General features: G+C 65.0%; 23 protein-coding genes and 1 pseudogene. 15 read left to right on the top strand and 9 right to left on the bottom strand.

Going from position 1 to position 19,604, the window contains the following annotated elements:
* Positions 1-384: pseudogene (locus QN350_RS05470) on the top strand (HNH endonuclease signature motif containing protein); the annotation flags it as partial.
* An 18-nt stretch (positions 385-402) separates the two neighbouring features.
* Here QN350_RS05470 and QN350_RS05475 read toward each other — a convergent pair.
* From QN350_RS05475 to QN350_RS05485, 3 genes are all read right to left on the bottom strand, one after another.
* Entirely contained in the window at positions 403-723 is a 321-nt protein-coding gene (locus tag QN350_RS05475; protein WP_322137851.1) for a nucleotide pyrophosphohydrolase, read from the bottom strand.
* Between the two features lie 71 nt (positions 724-794).
* Complete coding sequence (locus tag QN350_RS05480; protein ID WP_322137852.1) at positions 795-935, bottom strand: hypothetical protein; 141 nt, start codon at positions 933-935, stop codon at positions 795-797.
* Positions 928-1,287 (bottom strand): VOC family protein, encoded by a 360-nt coding sequence (locus tag QN350_RS05485; RefSeq protein ID WP_322137853.1) that lies wholly within the window; start codon positions 1,285-1,287, stop codon positions 928-930. Before QN350_RS05485 ends, QN350_RS05480 begins: the two co-directional genes overlap by 8 nt.
* 78 nt (positions 1,288-1,365) lie before the next feature.
* Here QN350_RS05485 and QN350_RS05490 point away from each other — a divergent pair, with 78 nt between their 5' ends.
* Positions 1,366-1,920 carry a YdeI/OmpD-associated family protein gene (locus QN350_RS05490; RefSeq protein ID WP_322137854.1) on the top strand — a complete coding sequence of 185 codons (555 nt, stop codon included), beginning with the start codon at positions 1,366-1,368 and terminating at the stop codon, positions 1,918-1,920.
* A 23-nt stretch (positions 1,921-1,943) separates the two neighbouring features.
* On the opposite strand, the gene QN350_RS05495 is transcribed toward QN350_RS05490, so the two are convergent.
* A complete protein-coding gene (locus QN350_RS05495) occupies positions 1,944-2,525 on the bottom strand; it encodes a helix-turn-helix domain-containing protein (protein ID WP_322137855.1) in 582 nt (193 codons plus the stop codon).
* Positions 2,526-2,784: 259 nt separating this feature from the next.
* On the opposite strand from QN350_RS05495, the gene QN350_RS05500 reads away from it, so the two are divergent.
* Positions 2,785-3,717 carry a hypothetical protein gene (locus QN350_RS05500; protein ID WP_322137856.1) on the top strand — a complete coding sequence of 311 codons (933 nt, stop codon included), beginning with the start codon at positions 2,785-2,787 and terminating at the stop codon, positions 3,715-3,717.
* Positions 3,718-3,802: 85 nt separating this feature from the next.
* On the opposite strand, the gene QN350_RS05505 is transcribed toward QN350_RS05500, so the two are convergent.
* From QN350_RS05505 to QN350_RS05515, 3 genes are all read right to left on the bottom strand, one after another.
* On the bottom strand, positions 3,803-4,321 hold the full coding sequence (locus tag QN350_RS05505; protein WP_322137857.1) for a hypothetical protein: 519 nt from the start codon (positions 4,319-4,321) through the stop codon (positions 3,803-3,805).
* Positions 4,322-4,500: 179 nt separating this feature from the next.
* Positions 4,501-5,103: a heme-binding protein gene (locus QN350_RS05510; RefSeq protein WP_322137858.1), complete on the bottom strand. Its 603-nt coding sequence runs from the start codon at positions 5,101-5,103 to the stop codon at positions 4,501-4,503.
* Between the two features lie 43 nt (positions 5,104-5,146).
* On the bottom strand, positions 5,147-6,022 hold the full coding sequence (locus QN350_RS05515) for a helix-turn-helix transcriptional regulator (RefSeq protein WP_322137859.1): 876 nt from the start codon (positions 6,020-6,022) through the stop codon (positions 5,147-5,149).
* Between the two features lie 123 nt (positions 6,023-6,145).
* Here QN350_RS05515 and QN350_RS05520 point away from each other — a divergent pair, with 123 nt between their 5' ends.
* From QN350_RS05520 to QN350_RS05530, 3 genes are all read left to right on the top strand, one after another.
* A complete protein-coding gene (locus tag QN350_RS05520; protein ID WP_322137860.1) occupies positions 6,146-7,345 on the top strand; it encodes an MFS transporter in 1,200 nt (399 codons plus the stop codon).
* Positions 7,346-7,480: 135 nt separating this feature from the next.
* Entirely contained in the window at positions 7,481-7,813 is a 333-nt protein-coding gene (locus QN350_RS05525) for a carboxymuconolactone decarboxylase family protein (RefSeq protein WP_322137861.1), read from the top strand.
* 8 nt (positions 7,814-7,821) lie between these two features.
* Entirely contained in the window at positions 7,822-8,223 is a 402-nt protein-coding gene (locus QN350_RS05530) for a cupin domain-containing protein (protein WP_322137862.1), read from the top strand.
* Positions 8,224-8,301: 78 nt separating this feature from the next.
* Here the strand turns inward: QN350_RS05530 and QN350_RS05535 are convergent, their stop codons facing one another.
* Together QN350_RS05535 and QN350_RS05540 are read right to left on the bottom strand one after the other, a co-directional pair.
* Positions 8,302-9,873 carry a glycoside hydrolase family 31 protein gene (locus QN350_RS05535; RefSeq protein WP_322137863.1) on the bottom strand — a complete coding sequence of 524 codons (1,572 nt, stop codon included), beginning with the start codon at positions 9,871-9,873 and terminating at the stop codon, positions 8,302-8,304.
* Between the two features lies 1 nt (position 9,874).
* Complete coding sequence (locus QN350_RS05540) at positions 9,875-10,846, bottom strand: glycosyl hydrolase family 32 (RefSeq protein WP_323502571.1); 972 nt, start codon at positions 10,844-10,846, stop codon at positions 9,875-9,877.
* Between the two features lie 207 nt (positions 10,847-11,053).
* Between QN350_RS05540 and QN350_RS05545 the strand changes: the two genes are divergently transcribed.
* The 9 genes from QN350_RS05545 (at position 11,054) to QN350_RS05585 (ending at position 19,585) form a co-directional block, all read left to right on the top strand.
* Positions 11,054-11,995 carry a sugar ABC transporter permease gene (locus tag QN350_RS05545; RefSeq protein WP_323515938.1) on the top strand — a complete coding sequence of 314 codons (942 nt, stop codon included), beginning with the start codon at positions 11,054-11,056 and terminating at the stop codon, positions 11,993-11,995.
* 4 nt (positions 11,996-11,999) lie between these two features.
* Positions 12,000-12,944, top strand: a complete 945-nt coding sequence (locus QN350_RS05550) for a carbohydrate ABC transporter permease (RefSeq protein ID WP_322137866.1) — start codon at positions 12,000-12,002, stop codon at positions 12,942-12,944.
* A gap of 107 nt (positions 12,945-13,051) precedes the next feature.
* Positions 13,052-14,395, top strand: a complete 1,344-nt coding sequence (locus QN350_RS05555) for a sugar ABC transporter substrate-binding protein (RefSeq protein WP_323502572.1) — start codon at positions 13,052-13,054, stop codon at positions 14,393-14,395.
* 95 nt (positions 14,396-14,490) lie between these two features.
* A complete protein-coding gene (locus tag QN350_RS05560; protein ID WP_322137868.1) occupies positions 14,491-16,623 on the top strand; it encodes an alpha-galactosidase in 2,133 nt (710 codons plus the stop codon).
* A gap of 82 nt (positions 16,624-16,705) precedes the next feature.
* Complete coding sequence (locus tag QN350_RS05565) at positions 16,706-17,857, top strand: ROK family transcriptional regulator (protein WP_323515940.1); 1,152 nt, start codon at positions 16,706-16,708, stop codon at positions 17,855-17,857.
* Positions 17,858-17,993: 136 nt separating this feature from the next.
* Positions 17,994-18,419, top strand: coding sequence for an SRPBCC domain-containing protein (locus tag QN350_RS05570; protein ID WP_322137870.1), 426 nt, complete (start codon positions 17,994-17,996; stop codon positions 18,417-18,419).
* The gene (locus QN350_RS05575) at positions 18,419-18,745 is read left to right on the top strand and encodes a metalloregulator ArsR/SmtB family transcription factor (RefSeq protein WP_322137871.1); all 327 of its coding nucleotides are present in this window, start codon (positions 18,419-18,421) and stop codon (positions 18,743-18,745) included. Before QN350_RS05570 ends, QN350_RS05575 begins: the two co-directional genes overlap by 1 nt.
* Entirely contained in the window at positions 18,738-19,187 is a 450-nt protein-coding gene (locus tag QN350_RS05580; RefSeq protein WP_322137872.1) for an SRPBCC domain-containing protein, read from the top strand. The genes QN350_RS05575 and QN350_RS05580 overlap by 8 nt, the downstream gene beginning before the upstream one ends.
* Entirely contained in the window at positions 19,184-19,585 is a 402-nt protein-coding gene (locus QN350_RS05585; RefSeq protein ID WP_322137873.1) for a DUF6855 family protein, read from the top strand. Before QN350_RS05580 ends, QN350_RS05585 begins: the two co-directional genes overlap by 4 nt.
* Positions 19,586-19,604 lie beyond the last annotated feature (19 nt).

Raw genomic sequence — 19,604 nt, forward strand, 5'->3', positions numbered from 1 at the left:
AAGGTCCCGGCCGCGCTCAAGAAATGGCTCGAGGTGCGGGACGAAACCTGCACCTTCCCCGGCTGCCGCCGCTCCGCCAAGCGCTCGGACCTGGATCACAGTGTGGAATGGCAGCACGGCGGCGAAACCGACGCGATGAACCTCGCCCACCTCTGCCCCTACCACCACGCGGTGAAGAGCTACACCCGGTGGACACCGAGACACCTGGGCGACGGGCGCATCGAGTGGACGTCCCCGGCCGGGTACAGCTACATCGTCGAACCCTCAGCCGACATGAGACCACCCCGGAAACCCACACCCACACCCAAACCGCCGGCCCCGGTCGTCGACGTCTGGAACCTCGACCCCGAACCCGACAACCCCGACAACCCAAGTCCGTTCTAGACCTCTAGGCGCTCAATCTCACAGGGCGTCATACTTCGTGCTTCGCCCCCGCGCCTTGTCCACCGGATACTTGTCTCGCGTCAGTGCAAGTTTGTCGAGAACGATCTGGTTCGGATCAGCGCCGATCCGCTCAGCAAGGACAAGGCAATAGGTGAGGACGTCGGCCAATTCTTCCCGAACGCGCTCGGGGCTCGCCTCGGCATTCCACTGAAAACACTCGAGCAGCTCGGCCGCCTCGATGGAGATGCTCTTCGCGAGGTTTTCCGGCGTATGGAACTGCGCCCAGTCGCGCTCGGCAACGAATGCCGCGATCTCGTCGCCGACGGAAAATTCCTTCATGTCGTCAACGTATCAGTCACCCCAGAACCGATTTCGTTCTCACCGCCGAGGGCACTGGCCCGTCGCTCCGGCTAGACGACAACGACGAGCTTGCACCGCGGGCACCGATGGCAGGATTCGAGACCCTCGGCCGTGTCGACGCCGTCGGCGAGCATCTCGATGCCACAGACCGGACACAGTGGGCCGTCCCCGTCGAGCTCCCACTCAGTCATGCGCGGCGGCCGGGCTGACCACGCACCACTCATTGCCCTCAGGGTCCTGCAACACCTGGAACGATCCGGCGGTGTCGTGATGCGCCTCACCGATCCGGCGCGCCCCGAGTCGTTCGGCCTGGTCCGCGGCCGCCGCAATGTCGTCCACGCGCACATCGAGGTGCAGCCTGTTCTTCACGGTCTTGGCCTCGGGTACCTTCTGAAACGACAATTGCGTCCAGCCAGGAGGCAGGATGTACCACCAGGCCGCGTCCCGCTCTCGTGGTTCGCCGCCGAGCACGCTCGCCCAGAACGTCGCGAGCGCCTCGGGGTCCCTGCAGTCGATGACGACCTCATCAATGTGTCCGATCACCCTTCGATCCTATTCAGCGTTGTGGCTCGGCTCTCTACGATGGGAGCCATGGCCGAAAACTCAGGCAAGCCCATCCTGTTGTTCGGCACCGCGCCGGACTGGGAAGCCTGGCTCGAAGAGAACGTCGACCACGATGGCATCCGCCTGCAGCTCGTGAAGAAAAACTCCTCCGCACCGGGCATCAGCTACGACGAAGCACTCGAAGTGGCGCTGTGTTTCGGCTGGATCGATGGGCAGGCCGGCACCCTTGACGGTGATTATTTTCTGCGCGCCTTCACACCGCGCAGACCCCGGAGCATGTGGTCCCAGCGCAACCGTGACCTCGTCGCACGACTCATCGAAGCCGGGCGGATGCGACCGGCCGGGTTCGCGGAGATCGAACGCGCCCAGGCCGACGGGCGCTGGGAAGCCGCCTATCGGCAGAAGGACAGTCCGGTCCCGAACGATCTTCAGGCCGCTCTCGACGCGAGCCCGGTGGCCGCGGACCTGTTTTCGAGGCTCTCCTCGCAAAACCGCTTTGCCATCCTGTTTCGCATCAGCGGCGTGAAGCGACCCGCGACTCGCGCCGCGAACATCGCCAAGTTCGTCGCCATGCTCGAGCGCGGAGAGACGATCTACCCGCAGAAGCCCTGATTCAGCGGGCGCCTGCTGCGGGGCTAGAAAGCTGGTGCCACCGCGGACCGGACGAATACGAGGGTTCGCTCGGTGACCACGGGCAACGAGGCGCCCGATTCGATCGCTGCCATTGCTGCCTCGAGCACTCCCCTGAGTAGACGGGCGGTGATGTTGAGCTCGGGCACCTCGAGGTCGCGCAGTGCCTGGATGAAGGGCGCCGCCTGTTCGCGGTGCAACTCCGAAAGGCGCGCCAGGCATTCTGCAGGCAGTTGGGCCGCGGCGAGCGCCGCAGCCGGACGATGCACGCCCTCCGCGGCCAGCCGCAACGTCACCCGAACATAGACGTCGAGCCGTTCCGACGGAGTCGTGACCGAGCCCAGAGCCGACTGGAGTTCAGCATTACCCCGGGGGAAGGCATCCTCGATCACGCCGACCAGGATGTCCGCACCGGAGAAGAAGTACTGGTAGACGCTGGGGCGGGACAGTCCGGCCGCAGCGCCGACGGCTGCCGGGGTGACGGCGCTGACTCCCCCGTCGATCAGGAGTTCCCTCGCTGCGTGGAGGAGGGCTGCACGCTGGCGAACGCGATGTTCGGCAACGGTCGGGGCAGTGATCCTGGGCATACCCGTCCTCTCGCTCGGCACCTCGTCGCTCTCCAGACTACGAGGTCTGCGTCGGGGGTCGGCCCGAGCATCGGCCCCACCTCCGACGCCGGGGCACGTGCCGCCAGGCTCGTGGCTCTTGGCTTTGGGCCGGGTGACGGTTCCGAATCGCGCGCAATCTCCTAGGGCACCGTATCGCCATCGACCCCCGAGCGCGGGGCATCGTCGTCCATCTGATTGCCGTTGTCGCCAGGCGCCTGGTCACGCCAAGATAGGACTCATGCACCGAACCCTGCTCTCCCTGTTCGCCTGCCTGACGCTGCTGTGCGCAGTCCTGGTGGCGGGTTCGTCCACGGCGAGCGCCTCCCCAGCAGGTGCCGCCCCGCGCGCGCTGGTCGGCTCGGTTTCGGCGACCTCGGTTATCAAAGCCCTGTACGCATCCTGGACAACTACTTTCACGCAGAAGTGGGGTCCGTACGGCAACTGCGGTGTCCCGGTTGCGCAGCTCGACACTGCGAGCTACGCCGCGCTCAACACGTACAGCGCATCCGGCGGCACCGGTGCTTACAACAACGGCAGCAACTGCGGCCGGATGATCACGGTCGCGATCGGCGGCACGTGCATCAACGGTGACAACAGCGGCGGCAACGTCGGAAAGGGCTTCTGCGTCGGCGGCACGGTCGTCAATGACGCTTACACGGGCGCGACCCAGACCTATCAGATCGCCGATAGTTGCCCCGACTACAACAATTGGTGTTGGAACGATCGATACCACCTTGATCTGGCGCAGTCTTCCCTGGGCAATTTCGTCAAGGCGGGCAAGGTGTTGACCGGCCTCGGTGCGAGTTGGAACAACCGCCAGGTCACCTGGAGCTACACGTCCGCCCCGAACTACACCGGCGATATCAAGATCGGTTTCCGGAAGGATGCACAGCGGTACTGGAATTCAATCGTGATCACTCACCTCAAGGACGGCATCAGCACGGTGCAGTACCTCCAAGACGGCGTGTGGCGCGCGGCGACCATGAGTGGCCAGGTCGGCCAGTTGTTCACGATCGGCGCCACTGTTGCCGGTGGTAGCGCCTTCCAGATTCGAGCGTTTGACGCGAACGGCATCCCGATCAAAGCCGGAACGAGCTACAAGTTCTCCTTCCCTGCGAGCTGCGGCGCACTCTGCACAGCGGCATATACGCCGGTCGCCTATTCCCATTAGCGTCCGTCCGGCATCGCAGCGAGGCACGCGGCCTGCAGGTCGGCGCCGGCCTGCAGGTCGGCGCCGGCCCGCCCGGAGGCACGGACTATTTCTTACCCTTCTTGTCGTCCACGATTCCGCCCAGCAGGCCGCCGATCGCGCCACCGAGCACCCCTCCGGCAGGGCCCCCGAGGAGTGATCCGATGCCGGCTCCAATCCCTGCGAGGCTCGAGCCATAGCTCACCCGGGCGATCGAGACCGTCGTCGTTCCTTCGGGATTCACTGAGATCTCGAACGACCCGACGGCGGCCGACGCCACCACCAGCGCGACGGGGCTGGCCTTGCCGCCCGCCGCCAGCTTGTCGTAGATCTCACGCGACTCGAAAAAGGCCCGTTGGGGGTCTGCTTTACCCTCTCCGGCCTCGAACCCGAGCTTGTAGAGCCCAAGGAGCGTCTGCACCTCGTCATCGGTGATCAGCTCTGCGGCTTCGAGCCGATCCAGGATGGCTTTGTGATCACTGATCATGTCGCCCTTGTTGGCTTCCACAATGCGTCGCGCTTCCGCGCGCGCGGCGTGCATCAGCCCTGCGATATCGGTACCCAGGTACGTTGGAGCTTCCATCATGCGCCTCCTCTGAGAAATACTCATGTCAGTAAAGCACCGGATGCGGTCGTCGCTAAGGGGTTGGCAGAGATCCCGCGAGTGGCTGGCAGGGATGGGCCGGCGTTCCGGGGGCGGCTCTTCGAATCCCTTCAGCGCCTAAGGGCACGTCATCCTGGGTACCCTCGACGTGGCCGACAGGGTCACGGTCGAGTTTCCACCTCGGTGGGCACGATATCGAGCATGACCTCGTTACGACGCAGGAACGAGGGCATGAACGGTGGATCGAAGCGGGCGAAACGGGGCTCTCCCCGCGCCGTGAATCCAGAGGCGGCGATCGCCCCCCGAAGCAGGTCCAGGTGGCGTGCGTAGCCGGCCTCGTCCCACCGGCCGCGATACCTCACCGCGGCGGTCAGACTCCCTGGAACGCTCCTCAGCTGCACCTCCTGGCTGGTCGGTTGCGGAGCCGTGTCGATCGTGAGACCCGCGGGGAGCACGAAGGCAACCCGGAACATCCCCTTCCCGTCTCGATCACCCGGCTTCCCACCGAGGGCCTCCTGAACGACAGGGGCGGTCATCGCGATCTTCGTCGACGCCTCGGCCTGCACGACGGGCGCGGTCATCGCGACCTTCTGCCGAACGGAATTCTCGCCACTGATATAGGCGAACAGGTATCGGAACGCACGATTGCCGGCATCTTCGAATGGCCCGGTCGTGGTGACCTCGGCGACGAGATGCTCTGGATAGCTGCGCAGCTCGAAACCGTCGTAATCGCCCACGACCGCGTAGGGCTGTTGTTCGGTCATGCTCTCAAGCTACTCCGCGTTCGTCCGTGCCTGAGCGAAGCCCTCACAGGGGTTCAACCGCCTCGATTCGCGTGGCCGCCCAGCTGGCCAGAAGTCGCAGTCTCTCTGCGCTGGGTGAGCCGGGTTCCGCGGTGTAGATCATGAGGACGAAACCTGGGTCGGCTGTGATGATGAGCTCTTCATAGGCAAGAGTGAGCTCGCCGACGACGGGGTGATTGAAGCGTTTCGTGCCGGAGCCGTGGGCGCGAACGTCGTGGGCTCCCCAGAGCTGGCGGAACGTGTCGCTGCGGGTGGAGAGCTCGCCGACGAGGTCCTGAAGGCCTGTGTCGTTGGGGTCGCGGCCGGCTTCGGCACGCATGATCGCGACGCACATTCCGGCGAAGAGATCCCAGTCCGGGTAGAAGTCACGTGATGCGGGGTCGAGGAATTGGAACCGGGCCAGGTTCGGTGTGCGCCCACCGTCGCCGATCAGTGGCGAATAGAAGGCACGTCCGAGTTCGTTTGTGGCGAGAAGATCCTGGTGCTGGTCGCGCACGAATGCGACGCCGTCGGTGATCGTGCTGAGCACCCAGTGAAGACTGGGCCGGCTCACGGCGTTCTTTGTGGCGCGCCGGCGTGGACGTCCGGACAGCGGGACGCCGTCTGCTGCGCGGGCGAGGTCGAAGAGGTGGGTCCGCTCCGTGTCGTCGAGGTTGAGTGCGCGGGCGATGGCGTCGAGCACGGTGGCGGACGCCCCTCCGATCGCGCCGCGTTCGAGTTTGGCGTAGTACTCGACACTGACGCCCGCGAGCGTTGCCACCTCGGTGCGACGGAGCCCGGCTACGCGCCGGTTTGCTCCGGCGGGAAGGCCCACCTGTTCCGGAGCGATTTTCGCGCGGCGGGACATGAGGAATTCGCGCACCTCGGATTGATTGTCCATGTCGACGAGACTACGTCCCCAGCGCTGGGCGCGGGGTTCCCTGCTGGTACACCCCTCGACAGAGACTCCCCCGCGGGGCGCACAGCGCATTGACTGAGGGATATGTCGGCGGTGAGGAGAATCTTGAATACGACTATCACGGTGCGACCACCGGCCGCTGTCGAGACGGTCGAGCGCCTGCCCCTGGCGACCCTGGTCGCCTTGGCGGTCATCGGCTTCGTTCTCGTGGCGATGGAGACCATGCCGGCCGGCCTGCTTCCGGTCATTGCCGCGGGCATGGGGACCAGCGAAGGCACCGTCGGTCTTTTTGTGAGCGCATACGCCCTCGGCACGGTCATCGTCACGATCCCGGCCATCACCCTGACCCGGGGCATGCGCCGAAAGCCCCTGCTCCTCGGAGCGATCCTCGGTCTCATCCTCGCGAACAGCGTCACAGCGCTCTCCAGCGACGTGGCTCTTTCCCTGCTGTCACGGTTCGTTGCGGGGGCATTCTCGGGAATCATCTGGGGGATGCTCGCGGCCTACGGTCGAAAGATCAGCCCGCCGTCCCGCGCAGGGCTGTCCCTGGCGATCGTCTCCGGCGGGGCACCGGTCGGATTCGCCCTCGGCACACCCCTCGGGTCCTGGCTCGGAACGACATTCGACTGGCGGTGGGCATTTGCCGGCCTCACCGCAGTGGCCGTCATCGCCGGTGCACTCATCGCCGCGATCGCCCCCGACGCCCTCGGACAGCCGGGAAGCTCACGACTGCCCTTGGTCCGGGTGTTCCGGATCCCCGGCATCGCCATCATTCTGGCCGTCATCTTCACCTGGATGCTGGCGCACAACACGATCTACACCTATCTCTCCCCGTATCTGAGGTCCACCAGCGGCAGCCTCACCGTCGACGTTCAGCTCTTCATCTTCGGAGTCGCCTCGATCGGCGGCATCGTCATCACCGGGGCGCTCCTGGACCGCTATCCGAGACCACTGCTGCACGGCAGCGCGGCGCTCTTCATCATGGCCGGTGTTGCGCTCCTCGTCGGGCACACCTCAACCGCGGCGATCGTCATCGCGACCGTTCTGTGGGGAATCGCGTTCGGCGGGGTATCCGCCCAGGTTCAAGCCGCTCTCACCACAACGGGAGGCCAGGACTCGGATATCGCCAACTCGTTCCTGCCGGTGGCGTTCAACCTTGCTATCTTCACCGCCGGCATTCTCGGAGCCGCCCTGCTGACAGTCTTCGACGGCCTCGTCCTTCCCGTCGTGATGATCGTGTTCGGGTTAGCCGCACTCCTGCTGACCCTCTACGGACGTCGCGCCGCTTTTCCCGCCCGCCTCTAGCAACCCTGTCTGACAATTCCTGAACCATTCGATCCGCGCCATTGGACGACCGCGAAGCCCTCAAGGTCACGATCACCTTCTGAGCAGCAGGCCTGCCTTCCCCCGCACCATTCACGACCACCTGAAAGGAACACCATGACTGACCAACGCAGGCAGGTCGGAGGAGGCCGGAACCTGTTCGGCGACTTTGCTCCGAAACTCGCCGAACTCACCGACGATGTCCTCTTCGCTGACGTCTGGAACCGCCCCGAACTCTCCGCCCGCGACCGCAGCCTCATTACCGTGGCCGTACTCACCGCCGGCGGGAACACCGACCAGTTGAGTTTCCACCTCGATCATGCTGTCAAGAACGGGGTAACCCAGATCGAACTCATCGAGGCCATCACGCACGTGACGCTCTACGCCGGCTGGCCCCGGGGCATGGGCGCCATGGGCGTCGCCAAGCAGTATTTCTCCAACAACCAGTAAGGAACATCATGATCATCGAACCTGCCGTACCGACTACGCTCAACCCGGCCGCCCAGTTCGCCGGTGAAGTCTGGCTCGACCCGATCGCGCTGCCCCACGAGGCCGACCAGCGGATGGTCGTCGTGACGGTGCGCTTCGCTCCCGGCGCCCGCACCGCCTGGCACTCCCACGAGCTCGGTCAGTACGTCCGCGTCACCCAGGGCGTCGCCCGTTTCGGAGGGCGCGACGGCTCGATCATCGAGGTCCACCCCGGCCAGACGCTCTACACCCCGCCGGGCGAAGAGCACTGGCACGCGGCAGCCCCCGGAGTCTTCATGGAGCACATCGCCATGGTTCAGTCGGGCGCCGACCCGGCCAAGACCACCACCTGGCTTGAGCACATCACCGATGACGAGTACAACGGCAACTAGAAGCCGTCAGCGCAGGAAGGCTGGGCGCATCCGTTCCGTGTGCGCCCAGCAGTCCGCGGACGAGAATGATCGCTGGAATCATCGAATGTCCGTCAGGGACACCGGTCCGTTCTCGCGGCGAAACCACGGAATTGTCGAAAGGTCCACCGGGACGTCGAAGATACCCGGCCCGAGGTGGATGGAACCGTCGCCGGCGACCCAGCGCCCGGGCGGGAAGATGACCGTACGCGATCGTGCGTGCTGATCGAGGACCGGCGCGACGAGAATGTCCTCGCCGATGAGGTACTCGTCCGTCGTGTCCTCGTAGCCGGCATGGTGGTAGGCGAGGGGCCGGAGGATCGGTTCGCCCGACGTCGCCGCGTGGTCGACCAGGCGCAGTATTTCCGGCATCAAGGACTGGCGGAGTGCGACGGCCGCCCTGACCGCGGCCAGGTGCGCCACGTCAAGCACCCGCCAGGGTGAGAGGGAGAACTGGATCATCGGGAAGAGCGCCGCGCACTGCGCGTAGCGCACGAAGAGTTCCTGGTCCAGGGGGGTACCGGGCGTGAACCGCTCCAGGTCGCCACCCCCGACCATGTCGGGACAGATGAAGGCATGCCCGATCAGGCCCTGGGCAATGGACTCCGGAATGATCGAGCCGAGCCCGCCCACGCCCCAGACAGGCGGCTTGTCGTGCAGGCGCTCACTGAGCGCCCGGCCACCCATCTTCCACCCGGAACGGAATTCGTTGAACGCGTAGCGCTCACCGATCCGGGCCCAGGCGGCGCACTGGCCCGCCGGATCCGTCGGCTCTGTCGTGATGTCACCGACCCGGTAGTCCCGGAAATCGCCGCCGTCGAACTTGAAGCCGGCCACTCCGTGTTCCGAGATCAGGGCCGCGAGCCGCTCGTTCAGCCAATCGACGGCCGCCGCATCGGTGACGTCCAGCAGCGCACTGTGCCCATTCCACCAGGGACGGATCGCGACCTGCCCATCGGACCCGCGCACCAGCAGGTCGCGCTCACGCAGGTGGCGGAACGTGGCGCTGTCCGGGCTGACGAACGGAACGATCCAGAGCATCACCGGGCAGCCCCACTCCGCCAGTTTCCGGGTCATCTCCCCGGGGTTCGGGAACCTGGACCGATCAAACGTCCACGTGCCGTACCCCGGAGACCAGCTGTCGTCGATGATCACAACGCCAGGGGGGAATCCGGCGTCGAGGATGCCGCGTACGTACTCGAGGACACCCTCCTGCGTTGGCTCGTAGGGCATTTCGATCCACGTGCTGTATTGCGGGCCGGTGAACATCTCACGGGCCGGTGCCCGACCGGTCGGCGGGAAAAAGGCGGCCGACGCGTGCCGGAAGGCCTCGGCGAGCGTGTCGCCCGCCCGGCTGCTGAGGAGGGCACGACCGTTCGCCGACAGGCTTCCGTTCTCGAAGGAGAACGTGAACGGGGTCTCCGACCAGACGACCCGACCGCGGCTGGACAGCAGCACCGGGGCCGACTGATTGGCACCGCCGGTATCGTCGGCCAGGAAACCGGCGGATGTGGCCAGGTCACGCCGGTGGGGTTCGGAGCCGAAGGGCATCTGCTGGCCGTCCGCCACGGCGCCTCCCCACCACTTCTCGCCGGGGAGCAACTCCAGGCGCAGGGCATCCGTGGTGGTCACGTCACTCGCCCCCTTCCTGATACGGGTGGCGCCCGGATCCGGGCTGGAGCGTGCCTCGCTCGGTGAGGCCGAGAACGATGGGGTCGCAGATCACCCCGGCGAAGGAGCCCTCCGCATCCGCCTCGACGAATCCCAGCAGAACGGGGTCGCCCGCCTTGTTGCGCAACACTCGGCCTGCGTAGATCCCCGGCGCCTTGATCGGTTCCGCGCGATCGAACTGGAAGGGACCGAGCGGGCCGTCTGCCGGCGCCGTGTAGGTGGCCGTGCGGGCCTCGATCGCCTCGTTCATCACGTCGGAAGCGGCCGTGCAGAAGACCAGCACGTGCCGCCCCTCGACCTCGAACACCTGGAGGACTTCGAGCTGGCGAAAACCGGAGGCGCTGCTGAGGGGCGCGGTGACCGCCCAGTTCCGCAGGTCACCGGAAACGGCATGGCCTACAGAACCCGGCGCCCCGGCGTCATCCGTGCGCGGCTCCCGCGCGGTGATGAGCATGTGCCACAGTCCGTCCGCGTCATCTCGGAATACCCAGGGATCGCGCCACGGCTCGTCGAACTCCGGCGCCTCTGCGGCAGTCGAGTACCAGCGGTCGTCGGCCGTGGCGATCGGGACGGTCGAGACCCGGTCCCAGACGATCAGATCCGGGGAGGTCGCGTGACCGATGCGCTGGATCCGGGTGCGGCTGCGCTTCTCGACCCCGGTGTAGAAGAGATGCCAGGTGTCCCCGCTGCGAACGATGCTGCCGGTCCAGACGGCCAGATCATCGAAGTCGCCGTCCGCACCGGCGCCGAGCGCATCGGGCATCGTCGTCCACGTGGTCAGGTCGGTGGAGACGGAGTGTCCGATCCGGGCATTCGCATGGCGCAGGTCCGGGTCCCCGAGCGACGTCGGCGCCTTCAGGTAGAAGGCGTGGTGCACGCCGGCGTCCTCCACGTACCACGAATCCCACACCCAGTAACCGTCTATCGCGAGCACGCCGCACCACTTCCTCGTAGGCTCCCTGGCTTTCCTGGTCGCGCGAATCGCCGATCAGCGCCACCTCTTAGTTTCAATATTGAAGATAGTACCGGCGTGATTGAGTCGTTACCAAGTGAAATAGAAAAGTTTCGCTCAGGTATTGACGTAGATGCTTTCATTCTGAAAGTATCTACCCAGACAACGATGTTGAAGGAGGTCGATCGCATGGCGATCACAGAACGCAGGGCGACCCGGCCGAGGAGTGCTCCCCCGAAACCCCCTGTAAAGAAGGGGAATCGGGATTCTCAGCTCAGGGCCGCTGTCCTCTTCCTGATTCCCGCATCAATCGGCTTCATCGTCTTCTTCGCCTCGCCGGCCCTGCGCGGACTCTACCTGAGTTTCACGAAGTACAACCTGCTGCGGCCTCCGACCTTCATCGGCTTCGACAACTACGTCGCCATCGCTACCGATCCGGTGTTCTGGAACTCGCTGAAAGTCACCCTCGAGTACGTCGTTCTGAACGTCGGAGTCCAGACCATCGCCGCTCTCGGCCTCGCGGTCCTGATGCAGCGGTTCACCCGTTCCATGATCGTACGCGGGGTCATCATGCTGCCGTACCTCATCGCGAACGTCATCGTCGCGCTGGTCTGGTTCTGGTTGTGCGACTACAACCTCGGCATCATCAACGCCGCACTCGATTCCTTTGGCATCGGCAAAGTCGGCTTCTTCGGTAACGCAGACATCGCGATGGGCACCATCGCCATGGTCAACGTGTGGCGCCACCTCGGCTATACGGCGCTCCTCCTCTTCGCGGGGCTTCAAGCCATCCCGAAGGACGTCTACGAGGCTGCCGAGGTCGATGGCGCCGGCGAATGGCGAGTCTTCCGCAGCGTCACCCTGCCGTTGCTGCGTCCCGTGCTCGCCTTCGTCCTGGTCGTCACGGTCGTCGGCTCGTTCCAGATCTTCGACACGATCGCCGTGACCACAAAAGGCGGACCGGTCGACGCCACCCGTGCGATCAACTACTACATCTACCAGCGCGCATTCGAGCGACTGGACTTCGGATATGCCTCCGCCCTGGCCGTCATCCTCATGATCATCCTCGCCGGAGTCGCCCTCTTACAGAACAAGCTCCTCCGCGCCAACGAATCCGACCTGGAGAGGTAGCGCCATGTCTATCACCACCATTAAGGAACGCCGCGCCGCGAACCGGGCGTCCAACGAGGACGACCCTGCGCTGGCCAAGTCCAAAGTCGCGAAGTTCTTCGGTCGCCTGGCGCTCGTGATCGTCATCCTGATCACCCTGTTCCCGATCTACTGGATGTTCCGCACGGCCTTCAGTAACAACCGGGCCATGTTCTCCGAGCCGCTGAGCCTCCTGCCCGTCGACTTCACGTGGGGCCCACTCAAGAGGGTGCTCGGCCTCGCCACGACACAGGAGGCCCTCGCGGAGGGCGGTTCCGGTGCATCCATCAACTTCGCGCAGTACATGCTCAACTCGATCCTCGCCTGCACTTTGATCACGGTGCTCCAGGTCACGTTCAGCGCCATGGCCGCGTACGCCTTCGCCCTCCTGAACTGGAAGGGACGGGACAAGGTCTTCAGCATCTTCCTCATCGCGCTCATGGTCCCCGGGATCTTCACCCTGCTGCCGAACTTCATCCTCGTGAAGGACCTGGGACTCCTGAACTCGATCGTGGGGATCGCCTTGCCGTCCATGTTCATGACACCCTTCGCGATCTTCTTCCTCAGGCAGTTCTTCCTCGGCATCAACCGGAGCATCATCGAGGCCGCCGTCATCGACGGCGCCAACCAATGGCGGATCTTCCGCGGCATCGTGGTCCCGCTGGCCTGGCCGCAGATCATCACCCTCGCGATTCTGCAGTTCATCCAATACTGGAACGACTACCTCTGGCCCTTCCTCGTCGGGCAAACCGAGCAGTCCAAGCTGCTCACCGTCGGGCTGGGAATCTTCAAGTCACAGACCCCTCAGGGAAACCCCGACTGGGCCGGTCTCATGGCCGGCGCCCTGGTGGCGGCAGTGCCTATCTTCATCCTGATGCTCGTCTTCGGCCGGAAGATCGTCGGGTCGATCCAGTCCTCCGGCGTGAAGTAACCCCCTCCCCCTGATCTCGTCTGCAGACGATCCACGACATCCGTCCGATGACGTGGAGCACGACCCCGCACTAAGACCCGAAACAACCACGACAGAAAGAGCACATTATGAAAATGAACAAAGTGGCGATTCTGGCGCTCGCCGCCATCCCACTCATGCTGACCGGCTGCACAGCAAACGCGTCATCCACCACCGGATCGGCGGCGACGCTGAACTACGGTTTGTGGGACGCGAACCAGCTGCCTGCCTACACGCAGTGCGCGACCGACTTCCACGCCGCGAACCCGGACATCACCGTCAATGTCGAACAGCTCGGTTGGGACGACTACTGGAAGAAGATCAACACCGGCTTCGTCTCGGGCGAAAACTACGACGTCTTCACGAGCCACCTGGCGAACTTCCCGGAATTCGCGCTGAACAGCCAGATCCTTCCGTTGGACGACTACATCAAGGCCGATGGCGTCGACATCAACGCGTACCAGCCCGGCCTGGCCGACCTGTGGAAGGGCAAGGACGGCAAGCAGTACGGCCTGCCGAAGGACTTCGACACCATCGCCATGTTCTACAACAAGCAGCTCACCGACACGGCAGGCCTGACCGCCGACCAGCTCGGCTCCCTCACCTGGAACCCCACCGACGGCGGCACCTACGAGAAGGCCATCGCGCACCTGACGGTCGACAAGAACGGCGTTCGCGGCGATGAAGCCGGCTTCGACAAGAACAACGTCGCCACGTATGGCATCTGGATGGAAAACTCCGGCGGTGCCGACGGCCAGACTCAGTGGAGCTTCCTGGCTCACACCACCGGATGGGACGAGACCAACGGTGCCTGGGGCGACAAGTACAACTTCAACGACCCGAAATTCCAGGCCACGATCGACTGGTGGTACTCGCTCGTCGAGAAGGGCTACATGCCGTCCTTTGAAGCCCAGACCGGCATCGGCTGGTCCGACCAGCTGACCGCAGGCAAGGTGGCAATGGCGAGCAACGGATCCTGGATGACGGGTGCCGTCTTCGCTGCCAAGAGCGCAACGTTCACGCCGGCGATCGCTCCGACCCCCACAGGCCCGAGCGGCAAGCGCGCGTCCATGTTCAACGGCCTGGCCGACAACATCTGGGCAGGGACGAAGAACCCGGACCAGGCCTGGAAGTGGGTCAAGTACCTGGGATCGGCCGCCTGCCAGTCTGTCGTGGCCAAGGCCGCCGTCGTCTTCCCCGCCATCCCGGCGGCCACGGATGAAGCCATTGCCGCTTTCAAGGCAAAGGGGATCGACGTGAGCGCCTTCACGACCCAGGTCAAGGACAAGACGACATTCCTGTACGCGATCACCGATCACCGTTCTGCCGTCTCCGCTCTGCTCACACCGGCGATGGAAGCCATCATGTCGGGCAAGGCCAAGGCGTCATCGCTGTCCGCAGTTAACGACCAGGTCAACGCCCTCTTCAAGTAAAGACCCCTCAGAAATCGCCGTCCGGCGGGGTCTGGCCTGCACCACCGGTCAGACCCCGCCGGACGGCATCACCTCCACGAACATCGGAACCAGCCGTGACCCTGCACAATGCTCTCCTTCAGAAAGACACCGTTCACGAACTCGCAGCGGACGGCGTCTCGTTCCAGGTCGACGTATCGTCGGGAACCCCGGTTATCAGCTACTGGGGCCAGGATCTCGGCTCGGGATCGCGCCCCGGGGACCTCACCGTACTGATGGACGATGGGGTGCCGCAGGCCAATGTCGACGACCCGGAGGCCCCGGGGATGTGGCGGGAAAACGCCCGCGGATTCCTCGGCCGTCCGGCACTCCTCGGGCACCGGGACGGCCAGGACTGGTCACAGATGTTCACGATCATCAATACGGAAGCGACCAGCAGCTCGCTCGTCATCGATTCCGCAGACGAGGCCGCCGGCTTGCTCGTGTCCGTCGCGTTTCGCATGCAGCCGGACGGTGTCCTCCTCATCACCCAGACCGTGACCAACACCGGTACCGACACCTTCGACCTCAATGAACTGACCACATGGCTGCCGCTGCCGGACCATGCCGTCGAAACCATGGACTTCACCGGCCGGTGGCTCAAGGAACGTCAACCGCAACGCCGCCCCATCCAGACCGGAACCTGGTCCCGCGAAGTGCGCGAGGGCCGATCGAGCCACGACTACACGGTCGTCCAACTGGCTCTGACCGCAGGAGCCGACTTTCAGAATGGCTCGGTCTGGAGCGCGGGCCTGCTCTGGAGCGGCAACACCCGACACCTTGTCGAACGGCTGGCCTCCGGCAGCACCTCGATCGGAGCAGGCGAGCTGCTCCTACCGGGGGAATCGATTCTTCCGCCCGGGGCCACCTACTCTGCACCAACTGTTGCCGCCACGTTCTCCGCGACCGGGATCGACGGCATGACCGATCGCCTCTACCGCTGGCTTCGCGCCCGGCCCGAGCACCCGTCGACCGCGCGCCCGCTCACCCTCAATGTCTGGGAGGCCGTCTACTTCGACCACGATCTCGCCAAGCTGAGCGAGCTCGTCGAGGTCGCCGCCGAGATCGGGGTCGAGCGCTTCGTCCTCGATGACGGCTGGTTCCTCGGCCGCCGCAATGACTTCGCGGGTCTCGGCGACTGGACCGTCGACCCGGCCGTGTGGCCGAACGGCCTCGGTCCGCTCGTCGACCGGGTCACCGGCGCCAGCATGCAGTTCGGGCTCTGGTTCGAAGGCGAAATGGTCAACGCGGACTCGGACCTGTATCGGGAACATCCCGAGTGGATCTTCCAGGCGGGAGGGCGCATCCCGCCAGAGGCCAGGCACCAGCAGGTGCTCGATCTGGGTCATCCCGGGGCGTACGAGCACGTCCTCGGCCAGGTCGACGCCATCCTGAGCGAATACGACATCGGCTACATCAAGTGGGATCACAACCGTGTACTCACCGAGGCCGCCCACCTCGGCGGGGCCGGCGTTCGTCGCCAGACCGAGGCCGTCTATCGGCTCTTCGACGAGCTGAAGCGACGCCATCCGGGTTTGGAGATCGAATCCTGCTCGTCGGGTGGGGGCCGTGTTGACCTCGGGATGGCCGGGCATGCGGATCGGTTCTGGACGTCTGACTGCAACGACGCGCTCGAACGGCAGTACATCCAGCGGTACACGCAGTTCGCCATTCCACCCGAACTGCTCGGATCCCACATCGGACCCACCCGATCGCACACGACCGGCCGCGTCCACAGCCTGGCCTTCCGGGCGATCACCGCACTGTTCGGCCATGCCGGCATCGAATGGGATGTCACTGAGACCACCGATTCCGAGCGCCAGGCCCTGGTTTCCTGGGCCGACTACTACAAGCGCAAGCGGGCGCTGATCCACTCCGGTCGGATGGTGCGCGTGCTGCAGCCCCAGGAGGACTCATTCGTGCACGGAGTCGTCGCGCAGGACGGCTCGGAGGGGATCTTCGCCTACGTACAGCTGGCTGCTGCCGGCAGCAGCAACCCGCCTCGGTTCCTCGTACCTGGGCTCGACCCTGACGCGCGCTATCGGGTGCGGGTCGCCGAGCCCGCCGGCGAGGCCGGCACCATCCATGCGCGGGCCCCACAGTGGATGGCCGGCATCGAGACAAGCGGGCTGGCCCTGGCACTGGTAGGGCTCCGACCGCCGATCCTGCTTCCAGAGAGCGCTATCCTGATCGAATTCGAACGCATCTGAATTGTCCGGGACGAGCGCGTGCGGAGCGGGGCTACCGTTCGCGTCATCGCCGGTGATCGTTAGTTGATTGGAGCCTGTAGCTATGGTCATATTCGAGGCCGTCGAACCGCGGTTCCGCACGCCCGCAAGCGACCTGGCGCGGGAAGTGCTCATCCATGGGCCCATCCTTCGAAGCGACCTGTCTCGCCGGCTGGGACTCTCACCAGCGACTCTGACCCGCCTGACTCGGCCGCTGGTCGACCGCGGCCTGCTGATCGAGATGACCGAACAACTCGACGGTGCAATGGGGAGACCGGCGAAACCACTGGACGTGCGCGCAGACGCCCGCCAATTCATCGGCATCAAGCTCACGAGTGACACCGCGGTCGGAGTCACAACGAATCTGAAGGCAGCGGAGGGGCGTCGCGCGGAGCGGGCGCTTCCGAACCACGAGGTCGCCACCGTTGTCGACGTCATCGCCGAGCTGGTCCACGAACTGGCCGATAATCAGGACTTCACGGCGATCGGCATCAGCGTCGGCGGTGCCGTCTCGAACCGACGGGTCGTCGAGCGGGCCTCGTTCCTGGGCTGGAATTCCGTGCGGCTTGCTGACGCAGTCGAGGAGAGGCTCGGCATACCCGTCACCGTCGAGAACGATGTCGTCGCCCTGACGGCCGCAGAGCACTGGTTCGGGCTCGGACGCGGATTGTCGAACTTCGCGGTGATCACGATAGGCGCCGGAGTCGGATACGGCCTCGTGATGTGCGACCAGGTGGTGAGCACGTCCGACACCGGGCTCGGTCGCGGCTTCCACTTCCCGCTCGACCCCACCGGGCCGCTGTGCTCCCTGGGTCACCGCGGGTGCGCCACGGCTATGCTGACCATCCCCAGCATCAGGGCCCAGGTTGAGGTGGGTCTCGCCGTACCCGTCAGCTATGCCGAGGTGATCGAGCTCGCCAAGGCAGGCAACCCCGTTGCAAGCCAGGTCGTCCACGCTGCGGGAGCCGCCCTCGGTCGCCTCATCGCGGCAGTGGCAAACCTGGCGATGGTCGAGCACGTGGTGCTGGCGGGCGAGGGTCTGAGCATACTCACTGTTGCCGGGGACGTGATGAGGGCTGCCATACGCGACGATCGGGACGCAGAGGCGGCCTCAATCGACCTTCGCATTGATGAAAACGGGTTCACCTCGTGGGCCCGCGGCGCCGCCGCGATCGCCATTCAACAGGCGGTAGACGCACTTGCTGTCTCGTCCTAGGCAGATGATCGAAGACTGAGCTGGCGTCGACACGTCACAGACTCCTGATCCGGAATTGCAGGTTTGATCGGGCATTGACATTCCGTAACCCGAGGGTTACGGTAATCCCAGAGTTACCGACCTGTGGGAGGACACCATGAAGTTCTTCGAGGCACGATCAACGATCACCGCAACGCCCGAACACGTCTGGGGCGTCCTCTCCGACGCCGGTGGCTGGCCGTCCTGGGACTCCGGTGTCGAAAGCGTCGACGGAACGGTCATGATGGGCGAGACCCTGCGCATCCGGTCGAAGGTCGCTCCGGGTCGCACGTTCCCCGTCACCGTCATCACCCTCACCCGTCCTTCGCAGCTGGTCTTCAGAAGCGGGATGCCCCTGGGACTCTTCAGGGGAACGCGCACCTATACGCTGCGGTCGCTGTCTCCATCAGAGACGGAGTTCGTCATGCGCGAGGAGTACACCGGGCCTCTGGCAGGCCTGATCGGAAGGTCGATTCCCGACCTGGCACCCTCGTTCCAGCAGTTCGCAAACGGACTGAAGGAACGCGTCGAACAGGGGTCCTGATGGCGGACGCGAATCGGGACCCCCTCGATGCGCTCGGCGACCCCAACCGGCGCGAAATACTCCGGCTGCTCGGCGCGAGCAAGAGATCGGTCCAGGAGATCGCATCCGAGCTTCCGATCAGCCGACCGGCCGTCTCACGTCACCTTCGCGTGCTCGGCGAAGCGGGCCTGGTCATGGATCACCGCAACGGGACCCGACGCGTCTACGAGCTCAGGGATGAGGGCATGCTTGCGGTGCAGCGGTATCTTGAGCAGGTGTGGGGCGACGCAGCCGCACGCTTTCGACTTCTCGCGGAGAACACCGAAAGGACTCCCGACCGTGATTGAACCGTTGGTGATCACCTTCGAAACGCACTGCTCACGCGACCACGCCTTCCACGTCTGGACTTCCCGTATCGACGCCTGGTGGCCCCGCGACCACACCGCGAGCGGCGAACCGAGTGCCCGGGTGACTATCGAACCACGGATGGGCGGTCGCATCTTCGAACGCACCATCGACGGCGCCGAGTACGAGTGGGGGGAAATCACGGCGTGGAACCCCACCGAACACTTCGGTTACCTCTGGCACCTGAGACGTGATCGCTCCGACGGAACGGACGTCAGCATCCGCTTCACTGAGATCGACCCGACGACAACCCGGGTGGATATCCGGCACACCGGGTGGGAACGCCTCGGCGCCGATGCGCAGGATTGGCGAGACCGCAATCGGGGCGGCTGGGACGGCATACTCCCGCACTATCGTGCGGCGGCAGAAAGGAAGAACACATGACCACTGGAAGCAAAGACGAACCGTGGACTCTGTCGACCCCACCGGGGACGAGCCAGTACACGATGTACCGCGACGAGTCGACGACACCGCCGAGCCTCGTCTGCCAGGTCGGATCGACCAAGCTCAGCTACGACGCCCGCGCCATCGAGGACCTGCACGCCTGGCTCACGGAGCAGGGCGATTGGGTGCCGCTGGGTGCCGCGGACGAGAAGAAGGCCCCGGCCGACGGGACCGTCGAGGCGTGGGGCAGGTCCGAGTCCAACCCGCTCGGCGGCTGGTACGGGCTCCGGAACGGATACCGCGGGCGATTCGGCATGTACCTTCCGCCGTTGCTCGAAGCACTCGGACTCGCCGAACTCACCCACGAGCCACGCAACAACAGTATGCGCGCACTGTAGAGACCACCTCGGCGATTTC

This window comes from Cryobacterium sp. 10I5, assembly GCF_035019865.1.
Classification (GTDB): Bacteria; Actinomycetota; Actinomycetes; order Actinomycetales; family Microbacteriaceae; genus Cryobacterium; species Cryobacterium breve_A.